The organism is Streptomyces sp. NPDC038200, from assembly GCF_055600785.1.
This window is the reverse complement of the sequence record NZ_JBVJYH010000032.1, coordinates 1-17,819: the sequence shown is the minus strand read 5'-3', so window position 1 is coordinate 17,819 and position 17,819 is coordinate 1. Positions and strand designations below refer to the sequence as shown.

Below are 17,819 nucleotides of genomic sequence, written 5' to 3'. Positions count from 1 at the left end.
TCGTGTCCAATCGTCTGCGTCCGGTGCTCGGTTCGGTTGCCAGGGAACGGGGACAGGACGGCGCCCTGCCTCCCTGTCGTCGGGTCACTTCCATCCCCGAGGCGCACAGCGGCACGATGGCGCACACGCGTCGGACGTCCCTCGGAGGAAGGGGCGGCCTCCAACGGGGCGGCCTCCGTCGCGTGCGAGCTGAGAACTCCTGCGGTGCCCGGGCTCCCGACGGGGAGGGGGGCGCCGCCCTGACGCGGCGGGGCGGTCACCGGGGTAGCACCGTGACGGAGGCGGTCAGGGACGTCTTGGCGGCGGAGGGCCCCACGTACACGGCCCTCCGGCCGGTGCCCAGCTGCCACCTGCCGGCGGAGGTGTCCCAGTAGCGCAGTTGCTCCTCGTCGACGGGGACGGTGACACGCCGCTGCTCTCCCGGTTCGAGGGTGACCTTGCCGAATCCGGCGAGCTTGCGCAGCGCCTGGGGAGCCTGGGTGTCCGGGCTGGCGCCGAGGTAGACCTGGACGGTCTCCCGGCCCGCGCGGTCACCGGTGTTACGGACCGTGACCGTGGCGTCGAGTCCCCGGGGGGTGCGCACCACGGACAGGTCGCTGTAGGCGAAGGTGGTGTAGGACAGGCCGTACCCGAACGGGAAGAGCGGTGCTACGCCGGTCCGGTCGTACCAGCGGTAGCCGACATCCAGTCCCTCGGAGTAGGTCTCCTTGCCGTCGACGCCCGGGTAGCGGTGCGGGTCGCCGGCCATGGGGTGGCCGGTCTCGGTGGCGGGGAAGGTCTGCGTCAGCCGGCCGCTGGGGTCGGCGTCGCCGAACAGCAGCGCGGCGGTGGCCTCCGCGCCCTCTTGTCCCGGATACCACATCTCCAGCACGGCGGCGGTGTCGCGCAGCCAGGGCATGAGCACCGAGGAACCGGTGTTGAGGACGACGATCGTGCGGGGGTTGACCTTGGTGACCGCCGCGATGAGCTCGTCCTGCCGGCCGGGCAGGGACAGGGAGGTCCGGTCGACGCCTTCGGCGCTGTCGTCCTGGGCGAAGACGATGGCGGTGCGGGCCTTGGCCGCCGCCGCGACGGCGCGGTCGAAGTCGGTCCGGGCCGCCTCCGGAGTGACCCAGCTCAGTTCCACCGACAGCGGGGTCTTTTCGAAGGCCCATCCGTTCATGGTGACCTCGTGGGTGCCGCGGGTCAGATGCATCGTGGTGGTGACGGTGCCGAACGCCTCGGTGCCGAGGACAGCGGACTGTCCCGCGATCTGCAGGTTGGCGACCCCTCCGACGGCGGTGAAGGCGATCTTGTAGTCACCGTCGGCGGGAACGGTGAGCTGGCCCTTGTAGAAGACGCCCTGGCCGCCGGGCTGCAACTGCTTCCCGCCCTTGAAGGCGGGAACGAGGGAGCTGTCGGGCACGGGCACGCCGACGAGGTCCTCGCCCGGCTCGTAGACGACCGTGGCCTTGTCGCCGGCGCGCCGTTCGATGGCGTCGACGGGGGCGGTCGCCTGGTCGGGTATGACGTGCGCGCTGCCGTTACCGGTGACCTTGGGGTGCTTGGCACTGTTGCCGATGACGGCGATGTCCGCGGCCTTCCCGCCGGCCAAGGGCAACGTCTGTTGCTCGTTGCGCAGCAGCACGCCGCCGTTCTCGGCGATGGTGCGGGCCGTCTTGCGGCCGGCCTCGGGGTCGCGCTGCGGGCGCTCGGTCGCCTTGCCGTCGAGCAGGCCGAAACGCTCCATCTGGCCGAGGATGCGGATGACGGACCGATCGAGCGCCGCCTCGGGGATGCTGCCGTCCTCGATGGCCGTCTTGAGCGCGGAGGAGAAGTACTTGGAGTCCGGCACCGGCTGGCCCAGGGCCAGCTCGACGCCCAGTTCCTGGTCGAGGCCCTTGGTGATGTCGCTGGTGGCGTGGGTCGCCAGCCAGTCGGACAGCACCCAGCCGCGGAAGTCCCACTGTTCGCGCAGCACGTCCTGCAGCAGATGCTCGTTGCTGCAGGCGTGCGTGCCGTTGACGCTGTTGTACGAGCACATCACCGAGGCGGCTCCCGCCTTGACGGCGCTGCGGAAGGCCGGCAGCTCCACCTCCTGGAGCGTCTGCTCGTCGACGGTGGCGTCGATGGTCTCCCGCTGGTACTCCTGGTTGTTCGCGGCGAAGTGCTTGACCGTGGCCATCAGGCCCTGGTCCTGGATGCCGCGGACCTCGTCGGCGGCCATCCGGGACGACAGCAGCGGATCCTCGCTGTACGTCTCGAAGTTCCGCCCGGCGTGAGGCACCCGGATGATGTTGGTCATGGGGCCGAGGACGATGTCCTGCCCGAGGGCTCGTCCCTCCCGGCCCAGGACGGTGCCGTACTCCTCGGCAAGGTGTTCGTCGAACGTGGAGGCGAGCGCCACGGGTGTGGGCATGGCGGTGGCGGTACCGCCGAGCAGGCGGATGCCGACCGGGCCGTCGGCGGTGCGCAGCTCGGGTATGCCGAGTCGTTGAACGCCCGGCAGGTAGCCGATGCCGGTCATGGTCGGCCCGCCCACAGGCCCGGTGGTCCAGTGGACGAACGAGATCTTCTCGTCGAGGGTCATCTTCGCCACCAGGCTGCGCACCCGCGGCGTCCCGGGACCGGCGGCCGGAGCGCCGGTGGCGGAAGGGGCGGTGAGGAGACCGCCGACGCACAGGGCTGCGAGAGCGTAGCCGACGGTGCGCCGGGTGCGGCGGCCCGTTCTCCTTGTGCCGAACAGCATGCTGACAGATGTCCTTTCTGCTGAGGCTGCCGTCCTCGTGGGGGCAGGGTCATTCGTCTCCGTAGGCACGACCCGGTCGCCGTCCGTACGGCCTCGGCGCCGGCCCCGGGCGGAATACGCGTGTGAGGCCGGGTCCGCTCGCCTCAGTCCGTGTCTCAACGCTCACCAGGCCACGAGCATCGTGCGCGGTCCCCGCACCACCATCTGCGTCTTCCACTCGACGGCCTGGGCGAGGTGCAGCCCGGGGAGTCCGTCGAGCAGGGTCCGCAGCGCCTCCTGGAGTTCCAGCCGCGCGAGGGACGCACCGAGGCAGTGATGCGGACCGTGCCCGTAACCCAGGTGCTGACGGGCGTCGTCGCGGGTGATGTCGAGCACGCCGGGCGAACGGAAGCGCAGGGCGTCCCGGTTGGCCGCGTTCATCTGGACCAGAACCGGCTCGCCCGCCCGCACCAGGGTCCCGCCCACCTCGACGTCCTCGGTGGCGTAGCGCGGGAACCCCGCTTGGCTGCCCAGCGGAACGAATCGCGTCAGCTCTTCCACCGCGTTGTCCAGCAGGTCCGGACGGTCGCGGAGGAGGGCCAACTGGTCCGGCTGTTCGAGCAGGAGCAGGACGAAGTTGCTGATCTGGCTGGCCGTGGTCTCGTGTCCGGCGAACAGAAGGAAGACGATCAGGTTGACCAATTCCTCCTGCGAGAGCCGGCCCTCGGCGTCGCGGGCCTCCACGAGTGCCGATACGAGGTCGTCCTGCGGAGCGGCGCGGCGGTCTGCGATCAGGTCTGCCAGATAGCCGGTCAACTCGCCGGCCAGCCGCACATGGTCCTCGGCGGTGAGCGAGCTGGTGGACATCGCTATGTCGCACCAGCCGCGGAACAGCGCACGGTCCTCCTCGGGCACGCCCAGCAGGCCGCAGATGACCGCCACGGGGATCGGGACGGCGTAGTGCTCCACGAGGTCGGCAGGTGCGCCGAGCGCCGTCATGTCCTGGAGCAGCGACTGGGTCATCTTCCTGACACGCGGCCGCATGGCCTCCACGCGGCGCGGAGTGAATGCTCTGGTCACCAGCCCGCGCAGCCTGGTGTGGTCAGGTGCGTCCATGCCGAGGATGCCGTTGGGGGTCCGCAGTTCCCGCATGCGCGGTGCGTCGTTCTCCGCCTCCGCGGCGTGGCTGAACCGCCGGTCGCCGAGTACGAAACGTGCGTCGTCGTAACGGCAGACGAGCCAGGCCGGCTCCCCGTACGGCATGTGGACCCACAGGAGTCCTTCGCTCTTCTGGGCCTGCTCGTACGCCTCGTCCAGGTCCAGTCCCGTCGAGCGGCTGAAGGGATAGGAGACGGGTGCGGACTTCGTGCTGGTCAATTCGGGCCCCACATCGAGTCGGTCGGGTTCTTTCGCGTCCTGGGAACCGGAGTGCGGCGGCCGCAGTCATACGTGCCTGCCCCCCCCGGTTCACGGAAGGCGGCGCTGCGTGCTGCCGGCCGCTCGCCCGGGCCGGGGCTCGGGACGGATCACTCAGCGGGGTGGCCCCACGTGACGGGGACCGCCTCGGGGGTGCGCATGAGGGAGCCGGTCCGCCAGCGGAGCTCGCTCGCGGGGACGGACAGCCTCAGCCCCGGCAGGCGTTCGACCAGGGTGCTCAGCACGACCTGCAGTTCGAGCCGTGCCAGGGGGGCGCCCATGCAGTAGTGGGCGCCGTGACCGAAGCCGAGGTGCGGGTTCTGGGCGCGTGTGAAGTCGAGGGATTCGGCACCGGGAAATGCCGTGGCGTCGAGGTTCGCGGACGCGATCGAGGTGATGACCGCCTCGCCCGCGCGGATGAGCGTGCCGCCGATCTCGACGTCCTCGAGGGCGATGCGAGCGAACCCGTCCATGGTGCTCAGCGGGGTGAAGCGCAGCAGCTCCTCGACGGCGGCGGGGACCAGGTCCGGGTCGGCGACCAGGTGGCCGTAGAGCCGGCGGTCGCTGAGCAGGAGGTGGAGGAAGTTGCCGATCTGGGTGGCTGTGGTCTCGTAGCCGCTGATCAGCAGGCCGGCGCCCATCATGAGAAGCTCGGCCTCGGAGAGCCGGTCACCTTCGTCGCGGGCCTGGACCATGGTGCTGAGGAAGTCGTCAGTGGGCCGGGCGCGGCGATCGGCTACCAGCTCGGCCATGTAAGCGGTGAATTCCTCGGTCGCCTGCTGTACCTCCGCGGGACTCAGGGAGGAGGAGACCAGCGCCTCGGAGAAGTCCCGGAAGCGATGGCGGTCGCTGTAGGAGACGCCCAGCAGTTTGCAGATCACGGAGATCGACACGGGCAGCGCCAGATCTTCCATGATCTCACCGGACGGCTCGTCGCGCGCGACCATGCCGTCGAGCAGCTCGTGGGTGAACCGCGAGACCTGCGGGCGCAGTTCCTCCACTCGGCGGGCGGTGAACGCCTTCCCGGCCAGCCGCCGGAGCCTGGTGTGCTCGGGCGGGTCCATGGAGATGAGGCCGCCGGCGGGCAGCGGGTACTCGGTGGGCCGGGGCACGTCACGTCCGGCCCCGGCCTCCATGCTGAACCGCTGGTCGCCCAGGACCGCCTTCACGTCGGCGTGCCGGGTCAGCAACCAGGCCTCACCCCCGTACGGCATATGGACCCGGGACACGGGTTCGTGCTCCCGCAGATAGCTGTAGAGCGGATCCAGCGCGACGCCGTCGGGTATGGAGAAGGGGTAGGGGCGAGCCTGATGGACCGGACAACTGGACGTCATGAATACTCTCTCGGTCGTACGGGGGCAGCGGGAGCGCTTGAGGGGTGTGAGCGCTGCACGGCGAGCCCGGTTGCCGCCTGGATCGTCCGGCCTACCGCTTCGGCGTGCTCGGTGAGGTAGAAGTGGCCTCCGGGGAAGGAATGGAACGCTGTCTCCCCGGTGGTCAGCCGGTGCCAGGCCCGGGCTCCGTCGGCGGGGACGTGGGGGTCCTCGCTTCCCGTCAGCACGGTGATCGGGCAGGCGAGCGGCGCTCCCGCGCGCCAGGTGTAGGTGGCGGCGGCCCGGTAGTCGTTGCGGATCGCGGGCAGGGCCAGTCGCAGGACTTCCTGGTCGGCCAGCACACGAGGCTCGGTGCCTTGCAGTTCGGCGAGCTTGGCGACCAGCTGGTCGTCGCTCAGGAGATGTGTGGTGGTCCGATGGACGACGGTCGGGGCGACGCGGCCGGAGACGAACAGGTGCGCCAACCTGTTTCCCGGCGCCTGTTTCTCTAGGCGGCGGGCGGTCTCGAAGGCCACCAACGACCCCAGGCTGTGGCCGAAGAGCGCCACCGGCCGGTCCAGCCAGGGTTCGAGTGCCCCGACGATGTGCGTCACCAAGCCGTCGACGGTGTCCACGAACGGCTCCAGGCGCCGGTCCTGCCGTCCGGGATACTGGACGGCGAGCACCTCGACCGAGTCCGGTAGCAGGCGGGTGAGAGGGAGGAAGGCGCTGGCGCTGCCGCCGGCGTGCGGAAGGCACACGAGCCGAAGCGCGGGGTCGACGACGGGCCGGTAGCGGCGCAGCCAGAGGTCGCCTGCGTCGGTGGAGCCGGGCGCGGGCGCGGCAGGTGTCCCGCCCATGCGTGATCCGCTTGCGGGCGTCACGGTTTCAGCGCCTTCCACCATGTGCTGTTGTCCCGGTACCAGTCGACGGTCTCCGCGAGTCCGCGCTCGAAGGCGACGCGGGGAGCCCATCCCAGCTCGTCGGTGATCTTCCGGGTGTCCACGCAGTAGCGGCGGTCGTGCGCCGCTCGGTCCGGCACCCTGTCGACCACGGACCAGTCGGCGCCGAAGATGCCGAGAAGATGGCGGGTGAGGTCGACGTTGGACAGTTCCGTACCGCCGCCGATGTTGTACACCTCTCCGGCCCTTCCCCGGCCGGCGACCATGGCGATGCCCCGGCAGTGGTCGTCCACGTGCAGCCAGTCGCGCCGGTGGAGGCCATCGCCGTACAGGGGAAGGCGCAGGCCCTCCAGCAAGTGGGTCACGAAGAGCGGGATGACCTTTTCGGGGTGCTGATGGGGGCCGTAGTTGTTGGAGCAGCGCGTCACTCGGACGTCGAGGCCGTGCGTGCGGTGGAAGGCGAGCGCGAGGAGGTCGGAGGAGGCCTTGGACGCCGCGTAGGGGGAGTTCGGGTCCAGGGGGCCGGTTTCGGCCGAGGAGCCCTCGGGGATCGAACCGTACACCTCGTCGGTGGAGACGTGGACGAAGCGGCTCACGCCCGCGTCCAGCGCCGACTGCAGCAGTATGTGCGTGCCCAGCACGTTGGTGGTGATGAAGGCGGCGGAGTCCGTGATCGAGCGGTCCACGTGTGATTCGGCGGCGAAGTGCACCACCAGGTCGATACCGCGCAGAGCCTGGGTGACCGTATGCCGGTCGCAGATGTCGCCGTGCAGGAAGGTGTAACGGGGGTGGCCGGCGACCTCGGCGAGATTCTCGGTGTTTCCGGCGTACGTGAGCTTGTCCAGTGCGAGGACGTGGACGTCGGCCAGCTCCGGGTAGGAGCCCGACAGGACCTGTCTGACGAAGTGCGAGCCGATGAAGCCCGCTGCCCCGGTCACCAGGACGCGCATCCTTGATCTGCCTTTCTGCCGTGCTGTGGGGGGAGGGGTGATCAACCGGTGAGCGTCGCCCCGAGTCCCGAAGCGACCTCCATGAGATAGCTCCCGTAGCTGGAGGCGCTCAGCTCCTCCCCCAGCCGGTAACAGGTGTCCGCGTCAATGAACCCCATACGCAGTGCGATCTCCTCGACGCAGGCGATGCGTACGCCCTGGCGCTGCTCCAGCAGCTGGACGTACTGACCCGCCTGGAGCAGAGAGTCGTGGGTCCCCATGTCCAGCCAGGCGAATCCACGACCGAGCTGGGTCAGCCGCGCCCGGCCCTGCTCCAGATAGGAGAGGTTGATGTCCGTGATCTCCAACTCGTTGCGGGCGGACGGCTTGAGGTCCTTCGCCAGCTCCACCACGTCGTTGTCGTAGAAGTACAGCCCGGTGACCGCGAGGTTGGACCGGGGACGGCTCGGTTTCTCCTCCAGCGACAGCAGGTTCCCCTGCCCGTCGATCTCGGCGACGCCGTAGCGCTCGGGGGACTTGGATGGATAGCCGAACAGTTCACATCCGTCGAGGCGTTGGATGGAGTGCTTCAGCACGGTGGAGAATCCAGGGCCGTGGAAGACGTTGTCGCCCAGAATGAGCGCCACCCGGTCGTTTCCGATGTGTTTGTCGCCGACCAGGAACGCGTCGGCGATACCGCGCGGCTCGTCCTGAACCGCGTAGTCGAGGTGGATGCCGAGGCGTGATCCGTCGCCGAGCATGACCTGGAACGTTTCCACGTGCTGGTGCGAGGAGATGATGAGGATGTCCTGGATGCCGGCCAGCATCAGTACCGACAGCGGATAGTAGATCATGGGTTTGTCATAAACGGGCAACTGCTGCTTGGAAAGCGCACCGGTGAGCGGCTGCAGTCGAGTTGCACTGCCCCCAGCGAGGACTATCCCCCTCACCTTGGGGCGTTTCAGCGGTGTCTCGAACACGGTTGGTCCTCTCGATGCGGCCGGGTTCGCAGGCCGCGTGCATGTCGTGGAAGGTTCCGGGCAGCGCGGATGCGTGCACGGCATCCGTTTTCGAAGGGACCGGCCGGACCGGTGATTGCCTCGCGGACACAGCGGCAGGCAGTAATCATCCCGATCCGTGACCCGCAATCCGAACAATCCCGAATGCAGGAGGTGCCGTGTCGTGGATGCCGAGAACGGGGAGTGTTTTCCGGCCTGCCGTGAGGCGGCGCAGCGCTTCCGAACCGCTGGGGATTCTCAGGTGGCGGCGAGGGAAGGAACCATGGCCGTGCCTCCTCCGCCGGGATGGTCTCCGGTACGGCGGGCTGTGCTCGGACGCCCTACGCCTCGGCCCGTTGCTGCTCCTGCCACGCCTGATAGGTCGGCAGCAGTCCAAGCCGTTCGGCTGTCGCGATGGTCGGGGCGTTCTTGTCCCTGTCGGAGAGCAGCGGCTCGATGTCAGCCGGCCACGTGATCCCGAGGTCCGGGTCGAGCGGATTGATGGAATGCTCGCGTTCGGGGGCGTATCCGGAGGAGCACAGGTAGACGAGAGTAGCGTCGTCGGTGAGGGAGAGGAAAGCGCGGCCCAGTCCCGCGGTCAGGTAAACAGCGGTATTGCGTTCCGCGTCCATGGGCACGATTTCCCAGTGCCCAAAGGTCGGTGAGCCGGTACGGACGTCCACGATGACGTCGAGGCCCGCTCCGCTCACACACACGCTGTATTTGGCCTGACCGGGCGGGATCTCGGTGTAGTGGATCCCGCGCAGCGCGCCGCGGTGGGACACCGCGACATTGACCTGGGCCACCGGGAAATCATGACCGAACGCCTGACGGAACCTCTCGCCCCGGAACCACTCGTGGGACCTCCCGCGGTGGTCGGAGTGGATGACGGGTTCCTGCGACCAGGCCCCCTCGATGCTGAGTGGGTGCATCGCTTTTTGTCCTTCGGACCGATTGATCGGGCACTGGCAGGGCTGGGCGGTCACGGCCGAGCCGATCAGCTGGAGCGTCTCCAGTAGGAACCCTGGCGATCGATCTGGTGGATCTCGTCCGTGATGCCGTGCTCGTCCCGGAACTCATGGACAGCCTGCCGGCACGCCGGAATGCAGTAGTCGTCGACGATGATGTATCCGCCGGCCGACACCTTGTGATAGAGGTTCGTGAGCACTTCCTTGGTGGCTGCGTACGAGTCCCCGTCGAGCCTCAGCACCGCGAGCTTCTCGATGGGTGCGGTAGGCATCGTGTCCTTGAACCAACCGGGGAGGAACCGGACCTGGTCGTCCAGGAGTCCGTAGCGGGCGAAGTTGCTTTTCACCGTCTCCACGTCGACCGGGATGTTGAGGACTTCGTTGTACTGGCCGAGGTCGATGTCGACATCCAGCTGATGGTCGTCCTCGGTGGTCTTGGGGAAACCCTGGAAGGAGTCCGCGACCCACACCTTCCGGTCCCGCACGCCGTGCGCCTGGAAGACGCCGCGGGCAAAGATGCAGGCCCCGCCCCGCCAGACCCCGGTCTCCGCGAAGTCCCCCGGTACGCCGTCACGCAGCACGTCTTCGAGACACTTCTGCAGATTGTCGAGCCGCTTGAGACCGATCATCGTGTGCGCGACGCGCGGGTAGTCCTCGCCCACCGCGCGCAGTTCCGCAGAATACGAGCTGCTCTTGATGAAGCCGGCGACGTTGGTCTGGTCCTCGTAAATCATGTTCGTTACGGCCTTCTTCAGAAGGTCGAGATACAAGTCTGTGCCGGCAGGTATGACTGTCATTTTCCTCGCCTACGGGTAGCAGTGCCCAGCGGCGGCTCGTTCAGGGCGGGAGCCGCCGGGGCTGAATTCCCTGCATCCACGCTGATGGGCTGGATGGGGTGACCATCTAACCTCAGTGATCAGATTCGGGCAAGGGTCGAAAACGAGCCATGTCAATTGTCGCGCGTGTCTGGAAAATGAGGGCCATATGGTGCAGTAACGACCGTGGTCGCTCTGGTCGACCCTTGCTGGGCTGCTGACCGTGTGGTTGCATGTTGGAGGAAGATCACTTCCTCACGAATACGTTTAGAGCAAGGAAATCCTTGGAATCTTCGAAAGTTGTTCACAACAGCCCTCCGGAGCCAGGTGTCGCATGGCCCTTTGCGCGTACCTGCCCCTTCAGCCTCCCCGATCAGTACGCCGAGAAGCGGAAGAACGAGCCCATATGTCGGGCTCAGGTCTGGGACGGTTCCAGGACCTGGCTCATCACCAAGCACGAGCATGTGCGAGCCCTTCTCGCCGACCCCCGGATCACCATCGATCCGGCCAAGCTGCCCAAGCTCTCCGCCTCCGACGGCGACGGCGGCGGTTTCCGGTCACTGCTGACCATGGATCCGCCGGACCACAGCGTTCTCCGCCGCATGCTCATACCCGAGTTCAGCGTGCGCCGGGTCCGGGAGATGCGCCCGGGCATCGAACACACGGTGCACAGGCTGCTGGACAGGATCCTCGAACAGCGGGGACCGGTGGACCTGGTGGCCGAACTCGCGCTGCCGATGTCCACCCTGGTGATCTGCCAGCTCCTCGGCGTGCCGTACGAAGACCATGAGTTCTTCCAGGAGCGCAGCGAACAGGCCACGCGGGTGGGCGGGAACGAGGAGTCACTGGCCGCCCTCCTGGAGCTGCGTGACTATCTGGACCGGTTGGTCACCGCAAAGATCGAGACTCCGGGCGACGACCTGTTGTGCCGGCTCATCGCCGATCGACTGCACACCGGTGAGATGCGGCACGCCGAGATCGTGGACAACGCCGTGCTGTTGCTCGCCGCCGGTCACGAGACCAGTGCCAGCATGGTGGCACTGAGTATCCTGACACTGTTGCAGCACCCCGACGCATTAACAGAGTTGCGTGGCGACAGTACGCTGCTGCCCCAGGCGGTCGACGAGCTCCTGCGTTTCCACTCCATCGCGGACGGCCTTCGGCGGGCGGTCACAGAGGACATCGAGCTCGGCGGTATCACGCTGCGCGCCGGGGACGGTCTCATCCTCTCGCTGGCCTCCGCCAACCGTGACGAGAGCGCCTTCGCCTCCCCGGACGACTTCGACCTGCACGGCTCGGCACGCCAGCACGTCGCCTTCGGTTACGGCCCGCACCAGTGCCTGGGGCAGAACCTGGCCCGGCTGGAGCTGGAGGTCACACTGGGCGCGGTGGTGGAGCGTATTCCCACGCTCAGGCTGGCCGGCGAAGTCGACGCACTGCGCGTCAAGCACGACTCGACGATCTTCGGGCTGCACGAGCTGCCGGTCGAGTGGTGACGGAAGGGGGATACAGCGTGCGGGTGACAGTCGAGCAGAGCCGGTGCCTGGGGGCCGGCCAGTGCGAGCAGTTGGTACCGGAGGTTTTCCGCCAGGACGAGGAAGGACTGAGCCGGGTCCTGGTCGCCGAGCCCGAGCCGGCGTTGTGGCCGCGGGTGCTCCAGACGGTGCAACTCTGCCCCGTACAGGCCGTGACCGTCGAAGAGGCTCCTGGTCACGCGCCGCAGGACACCGAGTGACTGCTGATCGCTGGGCCGGCCGCACGGTGCTCGTCACGGGTGCACTGGGGTTCATCGGCTCCCACTTCGTCCGGCAGCTGGACGCGCGCGGAGCCGAGGTGCTGGCCCTGTACCGCACCGAACGGCCCGAAGTCCAAGCCGAGTTGGCGGCACTGAGCCGGGTCCGCTTGGTGCGGACCGAGCTGCGGGACGAGTCGGACGTGCGGGGAGCCTTCAAATACCTGGCACCGTCCATCGACACCGTCGTCCACTGCGCGGCCATGGACGGCAACGCACAGTTCAAGCTGGAACGCTCGGCCGAGATCCTCGACAGCAACCAGCGCACCATCTCCAACCTGCTCAACTGTGTGCGGGATTTCGGCGTGGGCGAGGTTGTCGTCATGAGCTCCTCCGAGCTGTACTCCGCCGCGCCCACCGCGGCGGCGCGCGAGGAGGACGACTTCCGCAGGTCCATGCGGTACACGGACAACGGCTACGTCCTGTCCAAGACCTACGGCGAGATCCTGGCCAGGCTCCACCGCGAGCAGTTCGGCACCAACGTCTTCCTGGTGCGACCGGGCAACGTCTACGGGCCGGGGGACGGATTCGACCGCTCCCGGGGCCGGGTGATCCCGAGCATGCTGGCCAAGGCCGACGCGGGCGAGGAGATCGAGATCTGGGGGGACGGCAGCCAGACCCGGTCCTTCGTGCACGTCGCCGACCTGGTGCGGGCCTCGCTGCGCCTGCTGGAGACCGGCAAGTACCCGGAGATGAACGTGGCCGGCGCGGAGCAGGTCTCCATCCTGGAGCTGGCCCGGATGGTGATGGCCGTCCTGGGACGGCCCGAGCGCATCCGCCTCGACCCCAGCCGCCCGGTCGGCGCCCCGAGCAGACTTCTGGATCTGTCCAGAATGTCAGAAGTGATCGACTTCGATCCCCAGCCTCTGCGGGCCGGGCTGGAAGAGACCGCTCGCTGGTACCGCCTTCACAAGCGCTGAACCCCTCTCGTACACCCCTGGAAGGTAACTCGTGGTCAAGCACGCCCCGAACTCGTTGATCCGAGAAATAATCCGAGCCGCCGGCGGACATGACGCCGACCTCAAGGACCTGGCCGCCCGGTACGCTCCGGCCGACATCGTCCGTGTGCTCCTGGACGAGATCACCACGCGCTGCCCCGCTCCCGTGAACGATGTCCCCGTCCTCGTCGAGCTGGCCGTCCGGGCGGGCGACCAGCTGTTTCCCACCTACCTGTACGTCCTCAAGGGCGGCCCGGTGCGCCTCGCCACCAAGGACGAGGCGTTCGTCGCCATGCGTGTCGAGTACGAGCTGGGCGAACTGGCGCGGGAGCTGTTCGGGCCGGTGCGGGAGAACGTCACCGGTGTGCGCCGGACCACCCTCTTCCCGTACGTCACCGACGCGCAGTCGGAAGGCGAGGAGGGCTCGGGAGCCGAACACATCGGCACGCACTTCCTGGCCGCGCAGCAGGGCTCCCAGACCGTGCTGGCCGGCTGCCACTCCCACAAGCCGGACCTCAGCGAACTCTCCTCGCGTTACCTGACCCCGAAGTGGGGTTCCCTGCACTGGTTCACCCCCCACTACGACCGCCACTTCAGCAGCTACCGTGACCAGCAGGTACGCGTTCTGGAGATCGGCATCGGCGGTTACAAGCACCCCGAGTGGGGCGGCGGCTCGTTGCGCATGTGGAAGCACTTCTTCCACCGCGGTGAGATCTACGGGCTGGACATCGTCGACAAGTCACACTTCGACGCGCCGCGCATCACGACCCTGCGCGGCGACCAGAGCGACCCCGACTACCTGCGGTCGATCGCCGAGGAGTACGGCCCGTTCGACATCGTCATCGATGACGGAAGCCACATCAACGACCACATCCGTACGTCGTTCCAGGCCCTGTTCCCGCACGTGCGGCCCGGCGGCCTCTATGTGATCGAGGACCTGTGGACCGCCTACTGGTCCGGCTTCGGCGGCAACGAGGACCCGAAGCAGTACAGCGGCACGAGCCTGGGTCTGCTCAAGTCCCTCGTGGACTCGATCCAGCACGAGGAACTGCCGCAGGCCGGCGGCCACCGCCCCGGCTACGTCGACCAGCACGTGGTCGGCATGCACCTGTACCACAACCTGGCCTTCATCGAGAAGGGCACCAACGCCGAGGGCGGCATCCCCCCGTGGATCCCGCGCGACTTCGAGACGCTGGTCGCCGTCTCTTCGGGGGGGCACGAATGAGGAGCCGTCGGCACCAGCCACCGGGACACACCCGACCGGACGGCGGGAGGCCGGCATGCGTGTGAGCCTGCTGAGCGTGGGATCCCGAGGTGACGTACAGCCGTTCATCGCCCTGGGGATCGGGCTGAAGGCCCGCGGCCACGACGTCACCCTGGCCGCTCCCGCCACGCTGCGGCCACTGGTCGAGCGCGCGGGGCTGACGTACAAGCTCTCGCCCGGGGACCCCGACGGGTTCTTCAGCATGCCCGAGGTCATCGAAGCGCTGCGGCGCAGTCCCTCGTTCAAGAACATGCTCGCGGGGATGCCCGAGGCACCCGAGAGCTACACGCAGCAGGTCGTCGACGCGATCCACGACGCCGCCGAGGGCGCCGACCTCATCGTGAACGCGCCCCTCACCCTGGCCGCCGCGTACGGGCACCCGCCCGCCCCGTGGGCCTCGGTGTCCTGGTGGCCCAACAGCATGACCTCGGCCTTCCCGGCCGTCGAGTCCGGACAGCGCAGATTCGGTCCGCTGACGCCTCTGTACAACCGCTACACCCACCGCAGGGCGGCCCGCGACGAGTGGGAGTGGCGGCGGCCCGAGGTCGACGGCTACCGGAAGCGACTCGGTCTCCGCCCCTTCGGCGACAAGTCCCCGTTCCTCCGACTGGGCCACGACCGCCCGTACCTGTTCCCCTTCAGCCCCAGTGTGCTGCCCAAGCCGCGGGACTGGCCGCGTCAGAGCCATGTCACCGGCTACTGGTTCTGGGACCAGCACTGGGAGCCGCCCGCCGAGCTGGAGGCGTTCCTGGAGGACGGTGAACCCCCGGTGGCGCTCACCTTCGGCAGCACCTGGTCACTCCATCGGCAGGAAGAAGCCCTCCAGGCCGCCCTCGACGCCGTCCGCGGCGTCGGACGCCGACTGGTCATGGTCGACGGGCCGGACGGTGACCTGCCCGACGACGTGCTCCGCCTGCACCAGGTCGACTACGCCACCCTGTTCCCCAGGATGGCCGCGGTGATCCACCACGGCGGCGCCGGCACGACCGCCGAAGTCGTGCGGGCCGGAGTGCCACAGGTCATCGTGCCGGTCTTCGCCGATCACCCCTTCTGGGCGGCGCGGCTGTCCAGAGCAGGCGTCGCCGCCCGGCCGGTCCCCTTCACCCGGTTCAGCCGAGAGGCACTGGCACAGAGCGTCCGTCAGGCGGTCACCGATCCCGCGATGGCGGCCCGGGCCAGGCGGCTGGGCGAACTGGTCTCCAAGGAACGGGGAGTGGACACCGCCTGCGACATCCTCGAGAAGTGGGCGGAGACAGCACGGGTCGCGCCCTGAGACGGCCACCGCCGGGCGGGTGGGCCGGAACCCGCTCGCCCGCCGGCCGACGGGCCCGGGGCCCGCGCCGCTACGCCGAGAGCTGGTAGGCGGAGAGCCGCACGGAGAGCGTGACCTGGGACGGCACCGGCAGCCGCTGGATCATCTCGTGATCCCGCTGCGCGTCACGGTGCCAGGCATTGGGCCCCATGCCGACCAGGTGGGCCAGAGCTTGGTGGTCCAGTGCCATGGTCCGGGTCAGCCGCTCCGTGGCGACGGCCGAGAAGTGCGGGGCGAGTTGCTCCGCGAGACGCGACTCCTTGCCTTCGTCCACCTGCAGCAGGCCGAGAGTGCCGATGAGTTCCTGCAGGTGATCGGACAGGGGAGTGACGACCAGGAGGACGCCACGGGGATGGAGGATGCGATGCAGTTCAGGACCGTTGCGAGGAGCGAACGTGTTGATCACCACGGCGGCGGCGGCGTCCTGCAGCGGAAGCGTCTGCCAGGCGTCGGTGACGGCGGCCGCGATCCGCGGATGGGCCTTCGCGGCACGTCGCACGGCGTATTTGGAGATGTCCAGCAGCAGTCCCTCGACATCAGGGAACGCGTCCATGACCTTGGCGTGGTAATGGCCCGTTCCGCCACCGATGTCGACGATGCAACCGGGCACGGCCGGATCAGCCGTCCGCCGCGCCAGATCGACCAGCGCGTCCATCACAGGGTCGTAGTGACCCGCCGACAGGAATGCGTCCCGGGCCTCCACCATTTCCTTTGTGTCCGCTCGCAGCTTCGTCGCCCTGGGAAGCAGATTCACATAACCCTGCTTCGCGATGTCGAAGGAGTGTCCGGCGGGGCAGGAAAGTGCACGGTCGCCCAGCGCCAGCGAAGCGCCGCAGTGCGGGCAGGCGAGGTATCGCACGATCCTGTTGAGCATGGGGCACCGTTCCTTCGGACGAGTCGGCGGACCGGCCAACCTTAACGCAGGCATCCGGGCCGCCGGCCGCCCGGTGCAGTGCCGAAGAATCCCCGTGACGCGCACCCACAGCGACTGAACCCCAATTGCGCGCACGACACGACAACCGGCCAATTCCCCGGCAATTCCTTATGGAATGCCGCGCATACGGCCTCACCCATTTCAGCAAGTGCTGACAGTCGCCCTGCACTGTCAGCATGACAGCCCCTATCGATCGACCAGGAGTTCCGATGGCCCCCAAGAATGGTGCGCAGCGTTCGAGCGACATAGCCGTCGTCGGCATGTCCTGCCGCCTTCCGGGGGCGCCTGGCATCGATGAGTTCTGGGAACTGCTGACCTCCGGAGGCAGCGCGATCGAGCGTCGCGCCGACGGCACCTGGCGAGGCTCCCTGGAGGGGGCCGCCGACTTCGACGCCGCCTTCTTCGGCATGTCCCCCCGCCAGGCCGCCGCCGCAGACCCGCAGCAGCGGCTCATGCTGGAACTCGGCTGGACCGCCCTGGAGAACGCCGGGATCGTCCCGGGCAGCCTCGCCGGCACGGACACCGGCGTCTTCGTCGGTATCGCCGCCGACGACTACGCGGCACTCCTGCACCGGTCCGAGACCCCCGTCAGCGGCCACACCGCGACCGGCCTGAGCCGGGGTATGGCCGCCAACCGCCTCTCCTACCTCCTGGGCCTGCGCGGTCCCAGCCTCGCGGTGGACAGCGCGCAGTCCTCCTCGCTGGTCGCGGTCCACCTGGCCTGCGAGAGCCTGCGCCGCGGCGAGTCCGACCTCGCGATCGTCGGCGGCGTCAGCCTGATCCTCGCCGAGAACAGCACGGCAGGCATGGAGCTCATGGGCGCGCTCTCGCCGGACGGCCGCTGCTACACCTTCGACGCTCGCGCCAACGGCTACGTACGGGGTGAGGGCGGAGCCTGCGTCGTCCTCAAGCCTCTGGACCGGGCACTGGCCGACGGGGACCGCGTCCACTGTGTCATCCGAGGCAGCGCAGTCAACAACGACGGCGGCGGCTCCACCCTGACCACACCCCACCGCGAGGCCCAGGAAGCCGTGCTGCGCACGGCGTACGAACGGTCCGGGGTCGGCCCGGACCAGGTGTCCTACGTCGAACTGCACGGCACGGGAACGCCTGCCGGCGACCCCATCGAGGCGGCGGCTCTCGGCGCGGTGCTCGGCACGGCCCGGGGCCGGAGCACACCGCTGTCCGTGGGGTCGGCCAAGACGAACGTCGGCCACCTGGAAGCGGCTGCGGGCATCGTGGGATTCGTGAAGGCCGCCCTGTGCGTCCGTGAGGGCGCGGTACCTCCGAGCCTGAACCACGCGGCGCCCAACCCTGCCATTCCCATGGACCGGCTCAACCTGCACGTACCCACCCGACTGGAAACCTGGCCGCAGCCCGACGAGCAGGGAACCGGCCGGCTGCGACTGGCCGGCGTCTCGTCCTTCGGCATGGGCGGGACGAACGCGCATGTGGTGGTGGAGGAGGCGCCCGCTCCGGAGGTCGGGGAGGTCGGGGCTGGTGTGTCTCCGGCTGTGGTGCCGGTGGTGGT

At 68.5% G+C, this 17,819-nt stretch carries 15 protein-coding genes; 6 read left to right on the top strand and 9 right to left on the bottom strand.

The genetic code is table 11. The features are described 5' to 3' along the window. Nucleotides 1-256: 256 nt before the first annotated feature. The 8 genes from ACZ7KF_RS38960 to ACZ7KF_RS38925 form a co-directional block, all read right to left on the bottom strand. Nucleotides 257-2,728 carry a beta-glucosidase gene (locus ACZ7KF_RS38960; RefSeq protein WP_471086520.1) on the bottom strand — a complete coding sequence of 824 codons (2,472 nt, stop codon included), beginning with the start codon at nt 2,726-2,728 and terminating at the stop codon, nt 257-259. A gap of 162 nt (nt 2,729-2,890) precedes the next feature. Next, nucleotides 2,891-4,084: a cytochrome P450 gene (locus ACZ7KF_RS38955; RefSeq protein ID WP_471086518.1), complete on the bottom strand. Its 1,194-nt coding sequence runs from the start codon at nt 4,082-4,084 to the stop codon at nt 2,891-2,893. A 149-nt stretch (nt 4,085-4,233) separates the two neighbouring features. Then, nucleotides 4,234-5,457: a cytochrome P450 gene (locus ACZ7KF_RS38950; protein WP_471086515.1), complete on the bottom strand. Its 1,224-nt coding sequence runs from the start codon at nt 5,455-5,457 to the stop codon at nt 4,234-4,236. Next, entirely contained in the window at nt 5,454-6,296 is an 843-nt protein-coding gene (locus ACZ7KF_RS38945) for a thioesterase II family protein (protein WP_471086512.1), read from the bottom strand. The genes ACZ7KF_RS38950 and ACZ7KF_RS38945 overlap by 4 nt, the downstream gene beginning before the upstream one ends. Nucleotides 6,297-6,316: 20 nt before the next feature. Beyond that, nucleotides 6,317-7,288, bottom strand: a complete 972-nt coding sequence (gene rfbB / locus ACZ7KF_RS38940; protein WP_471086509.1) for a dTDP-glucose 4,6-dehydratase — start codon at nt 7,286-7,288, stop codon at nt 6,317-6,319. Between the two features lie 41 nt (nt 7,289-7,329). Further along, nucleotides 7,330-8,217, bottom strand: coding sequence for a glucose-1-phosphate thymidylyltransferase RfbA (rfbA, locus tag ACZ7KF_RS38935; protein WP_471086612.1), 888 nt, complete (start codon nt 8,215-8,217; stop codon nt 7,330-7,332). A 389-nt stretch (nt 8,218-8,606) separates the two neighbouring features. Beyond that, a complete protein-coding gene (gene gerF, locus ACZ7KF_RS38930; protein WP_471086610.1) occupies nt 8,607-9,197 on the bottom strand; it encodes a dTDP-4-dehydro-6-deoxyglucose 3-epimerase GerF in 591 nt (196 codons plus the stop codon). 65 nt (nt 9,198-9,262) lie between these two features. Continuing rightward, nucleotides 9,263-10,030 carry a TylF/MycF/NovP-related O-methyltransferase gene (locus tag ACZ7KF_RS38925; RefSeq protein ID WP_471086506.1) on the bottom strand — a complete coding sequence of 256 codons (768 nt, stop codon included), beginning with the start codon at nt 10,028-10,030 and terminating at the stop codon, nt 9,263-9,265. 482 nt (nt 10,031-10,512) lie between these two features. On the opposite strand from ACZ7KF_RS38925, the gene ACZ7KF_RS38920 reads away from it, so the two are divergent. Genes ACZ7KF_RS38920 through ACZ7KF_RS38900 form a run of 5 tightly spaced genes read left to right on the top strand, consistent with a single transcriptional unit; the run spans nt 10,513 to nt 15,315 of the window. After that, nucleotides 10,513-11,544 (top strand): cytochrome P450, encoded by a 1,032-nt coding sequence (locus ACZ7KF_RS38920; RefSeq protein ID WP_471086503.1) that lies wholly within the window; start codon nt 10,513-10,515, stop codon nt 11,542-11,544. A 23-nt stretch (nt 11,545-11,567) separates the two neighbouring features. Beyond that, a complete protein-coding gene (locus ACZ7KF_RS38915) occupies nt 11,568-11,783 on the top strand; it encodes a ferredoxin (RefSeq protein WP_471086500.1) in 216 nt (71 codons plus the stop codon). After that, nucleotides 11,780-12,760, top strand: coding sequence for an NAD-dependent epimerase/dehydratase family protein (locus ACZ7KF_RS38910; protein WP_471086497.1), 981 nt, complete (start codon nt 11,780-11,782; stop codon nt 12,758-12,760). Before ACZ7KF_RS38915 ends, ACZ7KF_RS38910 begins: the two co-directional genes overlap by 4 nt. Before the next feature lie 31 nt (nt 12,761-12,791). Beyond that, entirely contained in the window at nt 12,792-14,003 is a 1,212-nt protein-coding gene (locus ACZ7KF_RS38905; protein ID WP_390546213.1) for a hypothetical protein, read from the top strand. A gap of 55 nt (nt 14,004-14,058) precedes the next feature. After that, the gene (locus ACZ7KF_RS38900) at nt 14,059-15,315 is read left to right on the top strand and encodes a glycosyltransferase (RefSeq protein ID WP_471086494.1); all 1,257 of its coding nucleotides are present in this window, start codon (nt 14,059-14,061) and stop codon (nt 15,313-15,315) included. 70 nt (nt 15,316-15,385) lie between these two features. On the opposite strand, the gene ACZ7KF_RS38895 is transcribed toward ACZ7KF_RS38900, so the two are convergent. Further along, on the bottom strand, nt 15,386-16,228 hold the full coding sequence (locus tag ACZ7KF_RS38895) for a putative RNA methyltransferase (RefSeq protein ID WP_471086492.1): 843 nt from the start codon (nt 16,226-16,228) through the stop codon (nt 15,386-15,388). A gap of 269 nt (nt 16,229-16,497) precedes the next feature. Between ACZ7KF_RS38895 and ACZ7KF_RS38890 the strand changes: the two genes are divergently transcribed. Beyond that, nucleotides 16,498-17,819 (top strand): beta-ketoacyl [acyl carrier protein] synthase domain-containing protein (locus tag ACZ7KF_RS38890; RefSeq protein WP_471086489.1); only part of this gene is annotated, 1,322 nt, incomplete at its 3' end.